Here is a 4,589-nt window from a genome sequence, read left to right as displayed (position 1 = left end):
GCCCGATGCTGAGCACCGCCGGATGCTTGGCATTTCCAGAAGTCATTGCCGGCCCAGGCTCTTCTCGGTCTTGGCGTCGAAGAGATAGAGGCTGCCCGGTGCCGCGCGGCAGGTCAGCTTGCTGCCCGTCGCCGGAATGAACTTGCTTGGTGCGGTGGCAATCACAGCATTGCCGTCGACATCGAGATGCACCAGCGTTTCAGGTCCAAGCGGTTCAACCGCCGTCACCGTACCAGTGAGTTCGAGGCCGCCTTCGGCTTTTTCGATTGCCGCCGTCAGTTGATGCGGGCGCACGCCGATCAGGATGTCGCCRCCGGCCGACGGTTCGACGCCCTTGCCGTTCTTGCGGCCCGGAACCAGGTTCATCGACGGGCTGCCGATGAAGCGGGCGGTAAAGACATCGACCGGATTTTCGTAGAGATCGGTCGGCGTGCCCACCTGAAGGATATGGCCGTCCTTCATGACAACGATGCGGTCGGCCATGGTCATCGCCTCGACCTGGTCGTGGGTGACATAGACGGTCGTTGTCTTGAGCTTCTGGTGCAACCGCTTGATCTCGATGCGCATCTGGGCGCGCAGCTGCGCATCGAGGTTGGACAGCGGCTCGTCGAACAGGAAGGCCGAGGGGTTGCGCACCATGGCGCGGCCGATGGCGACGCGCTGGCGCTGGCCGCCGGACAGGGCCGCAGGGCGCCGGTCGAGATATTTTTCAAGGCCAAGGATACGGCCTGCCTCTTCGATCCGCTTGTCCTTCTCCGCCTTGGACAGTTTCGAGGTGTAGAGCCCGAAGCCGATGTTCTGGCGCACGGTCAAATGCGGATAGATGGCGTAGTTCTGGAACACCATGGCGATGTTGCGCTGCTTGGGATCGCGCTCGTTGACTACCTCGCCGCCGATCTTCAGCGTACCGCCTGAGATGTCTTCGAGGCCGGCGATCATGCGCAAAGTCGTCGACTTGCCGCAGCCCGAAGGCCCGACGAAGACGACGAATTCGCCGTCGGCGATTTCAAGGTCGATGCCCTGGACGACGTCTACCTTGCCGTAGCGCTTGACCAGCTTTTCAAGTTCGATCGTCGCCATCAGAGCGCCCCTGCCAGTGCCTTGAATTTCTCACCGAGTTCTTTTGCGGCTTTCGCCTCGTGCCCGGCATGTTCCTTAGCAACGGCCTCAAATGCCGCTGCCTTCTTCCTGTAGACGCCAATCGCCTCGGCCATCGGTGCCGGTGCCGGGCCGCCGAAGCGGTCACGCACGGCCACGAAATGCTCTGGCGAGACGATCTCTTCGAACTTGTCGCGGCCAAAGGTCGGTTCGCGTCCGGTCGAATGCCTGAAAGCATCGAGGAACGGGCCGTAGCCGTCCTTGGCAAGCCCGCCGCCCGCCGCAACCACTGACTTGGCAACGGTTGCCGCGATCTCATGCGCCTCGCGGAAGGACAGGCCTTCGATACGGACCAACGAGTCGGCAAGTTCGGTGATGGTGATGCAGGAACGGCGGATATTCTCGGCAACTCGCTCGGGATCGATGCGGATCGCATCGATGAAGGCTGCAAGCAGGTCGAGCACGCGCGAAGCCGCGGTGAACGCTTCGTAGCCCATCGACTGGGTCTCGCCCTCGCTATCGTTCATGTCGGTGAACGGCGTGTTGTGGATGACACCAAGCACCGTACGGGCCCGGCCCATCGTCTGGCTGGCGAGCAGGCGCATATGCTCGATCGGCACGGGATTGCGCTTTTGTGGCATGATCGACGATATCTGCACGAAGGCGTTCGGCACATAGACCTGGCCAACCTCGAAGCTCGTCCAGAACTGGAAGTCCTGGATCAGGCGGCCGAGGTGCAGGAACATCAGTTCGATCGCTGAATAGGTCGAGGTGATGTAGTCCGATGCCGCAATGCAGCTGTAGGAATTGCGCAAGGGCGCGGCAAAGCCGAGCAGATCGGCGACGCGCTGACGGTCGATCGGAAAGCCCGACGTGGTAATGGCGGCGGCACCCATCGGCGACAGGTCGACGATTTTTCGCGCCTCTTCGAAGCGCTCGATGTCGCGGACCAGCACCTCGATGGCTGCTGCCAGATAATGCCCGAAAGTCGAGGGCTGTGCTGGCTGGCCGTGCGTATAGGCAACGATCAGCGTCGCCTTTTCGCGATCGGCCGCATCGATCATCGCGCCCAGCAGATGTCGCGCCTTGACCATCAGCGCGTCGATGCGCTGCTTGAGGCCAAGCTTGAACAGCGTGTGGTCGATGTCGTTGCGCGAGCGTGCGGTGTGCAGGCGCCCGGCAACGTCGGCACCGAGGCGGGCCTTTAGTTCCTTTTCGATGAGGAAGAAGAAATCCTCCACTTCGCCGGTATAGACGAGCGTGGATGGATCGACCTCGCGGTCGATGGCTTCGAGCGCGCCGGCGATGGCCGAGGCCTGTTTGGCTTCGAGAATGCCGGTCTCGGTCAGCATCACCAGATGCGCCCGGTCGATGGCGCGGAAGCCGTCGACATGGTGGGTCTTGGCGCCGTCGAACAGCGGCTTCAGCACCGTTTCCTTGTAGACAGGATTGGGGAAGACGCTCTTGTCGGCGAGCTTGGGGTTCAGTTCAGGCATGTCTTATCCTTTGAGCCCTGCCAGCATGACGCCGCGGACGATGTAGCGCTGCAGGACGATGAAGACGATCAGGGTCGGCAGCGTGGCGATCGCTGCACCAGTCATGATCATTTCCCACTGGATGGACTGTTCCACCGCGAAGCTCGATAGYCCCACCGGCAGCGTATAGAGCTCGCGGCTGGTGGTCACGATGAGCGGCCAGAAGAACGCGGTCCAGTTGCCGAGGAAGGTGAAGATGGCGAGCGCGGACAGAGCGGGCGTCACCAGAGGCATTGCCACTTTCCAGAAGATCTGGAACTCGTTCAGGCCATCGACACGCGCTGCCTCCAGGAAGTCGTTGGGCACGCCTTCGAAGAACTGCTTCATCAAGAAAGTGCCGAAGGCCGTCATCATGCCTGGGAACATGATGCCCCAATAGCTGTCCAGCCAGCCGAGCTTGCTTGACATCAGGTACCACGGGATAACCAGCATCTCCGTCGGGATCATCAGCGTCGACAGGATCGCGAGGAAGATGAAATAGCGGCCGCGGAATTCGAACTTGGCCAGCGTGTAGCCGACAAGGCTGTCGAAGAAGACATTCGACAGCGTCACCATCACCGCAACGAACATCGAGTTGAAGAACCAGCGCATGAAGCGCCCGTCGGCCAGGATGGCGATGTAGTTGGCGAGCGTCGGTGCCGCCGGAATGAGCCGGAGGTCATAGACCTGGCCCGCCGTCTTGAACGACGTCGAGAACATGAAGGCCAGCGGCGTCACCATGATCAGGCCGCCGATGAACAGCAGCGTCCAGGTGAGAATGCGGCCGGGCCGAAGATTGGCGTGGGAAAGCGCCGGCGTTTGGGTGACGGCACTCATTTCTTTTCCCTCAGGATCCAGAGCTGCAACAGCGACACGAACAGCAAGATGGTGAACAGCACGACCGTTTGTGCCGCCGCATAACCCATCGCATAGGACGAAAACGCCGTCTGGTAGATCATCAGCACCAGAGGCTTGGTCGAACCGAGCGGGCCGCCCGGATCGTTGGTGGTCATGTTGTAGACCTGGTCGAAGATGCGCAGGAAGCCGATCGACGAGAACACGACGAGGAACACGGTGGTCGGCTTGAGCAGCGGCAGCGTGATCTTGCGCAGGATCGCCCATTCGCCGAGGCCGTCGATGCGCGCTGCCTCATAGAAAGTGTTGGGGATCGACCGCAGACCGGCCATGAAGATGATGATCTGGAAGCCGAGGCCAGCCCAGATCGCCGTGAACATGATCGACGGCAAGGCCTGGTCGACCGAGCGGATGAACGGCTGCTGCGGGATGCCGAGTGTGCCGAGCGCATTGTTGATCACACCGATCGGCGCGGGCTGGTAGAACCAGCGCCACACCCAGGCCATGGCTGCTGCGGTGGTCAAATAGGGCAGGAAATACAGGCCGCGGATCAACCCGTGCATGAAGCGCACGCGGTCGAGGTGATAGGCGATGACGAACGACAGCAATAGGCTGATCGGCGTGCCGACGAGCAGATAGGCAAAGGTGTTCTTGAACACCTTCCAGAATTGCGGGTCGGCGAAAAGCCTTTCGTAGTTAGCCAGGCCGATGAACTGCGGCGGCTTCAAAAGGTCCCAGTTTGTCAGGGAAAGCCAGAAGGCTTCGATTGTCGGGTAAAAGCGGATCACCGAATAGAACAGGATCGGCAGAGCGAGGAAACTCCACACCCACACCAGCCGCCTCGTCCGCATGGAACGGCGGTTCCAGAAGGTTCCGCTGGGGCGGCTCAGCGCCGCCCCCTGTTGATCCGCTGTCACAGACATCAAGCCTTCGCCTTACTTGGGTGCTGCTGCGTCGATGATCGCCTGCTCGGCCGCTGCGGCCTGTGCGAGCGAATCCTTCACCGACTGGCCTTCAAGCAGCACGCGGTTGGCCATGTCGATCGTGGTCTGGCGCTGGGCTRCCTCGTCAACGAACATGGTGGTGCGGGCGTAATCGAGACCCTTGAGGAACGGACCGTAG

4 protein-coding genes and 1 pseudogene are annotated in these 4,589 nt (G+C 61.3%); all 5 read right to left on the bottom strand.

Translation table 11 applies throughout. The annotated features are described in order from the left end of the window. Window positions 1-42 precede the first annotated feature (42 nt). Entirely contained in the window at window positions 43-1,080 is a 1,038-nt protein-coding gene (locus tag AC1DUU_RS23835; RefSeq protein ID WP_476785851.1) for an ABC transporter ATP-binding protein, read from the bottom strand. Continuing rightward, a complete protein-coding gene (gene argH, locus AC1DUU_RS23830) occupies window positions 1,080-2,594 on the bottom strand; it encodes an argininosuccinate lyase (protein WP_476785850.1) in 1,515 nt (504 codons plus the stop codon). The genes AC1DUU_RS23835 and argH overlap by 1 nt, the downstream gene beginning before the upstream one ends. A gap of 3 nt (window positions 2,595-2,597) precedes the next feature. Next, window positions 2,598-3,449: a carbohydrate ABC transporter permease gene (locus AC1DUU_RS23825; RefSeq protein ID WP_109573826.1), complete on the bottom strand. Its 852-nt coding sequence runs from the start codon at window positions 3,447-3,449 to the stop codon at window positions 2,598-2,600. Next, entirely contained in the window at window positions 3,446-4,384 is a 939-nt protein-coding gene (locus tag AC1DUU_RS23820) for a carbohydrate ABC transporter permease (RefSeq protein ID WP_476785852.1), read from the bottom strand. Before AC1DUU_RS23820 ends, AC1DUU_RS23825 begins: the two co-directional genes overlap by 4 nt. Before the next feature lie 18 nt (window positions 4,385-4,402). Beyond that, a pseudogene (locus AC1DUU_RS23815) lies at window positions 4,403-4,589 on the bottom strand (extracellular solute-binding protein); the annotation flags it as partial.

The sequence above is a fragment of the Aminobacter sp. P4_H6_2 genome (assembly GCF_056400805.1).
The sequence above is the reverse complement of the archived record's forward strand: the minus strand, read 5'-3'. Positions and strand labels throughout refer to the sequence as shown.

Bases quoted from the DNA above. Each gene is read 5' to 3' on its own strand.
- argH (WP_476785850.1), bottom strand. From the start codon at position 2,594: ATGCCTGAACTGAACCCCAAGCTCGCCGACAAGAGCGTCTTCCCCAAT.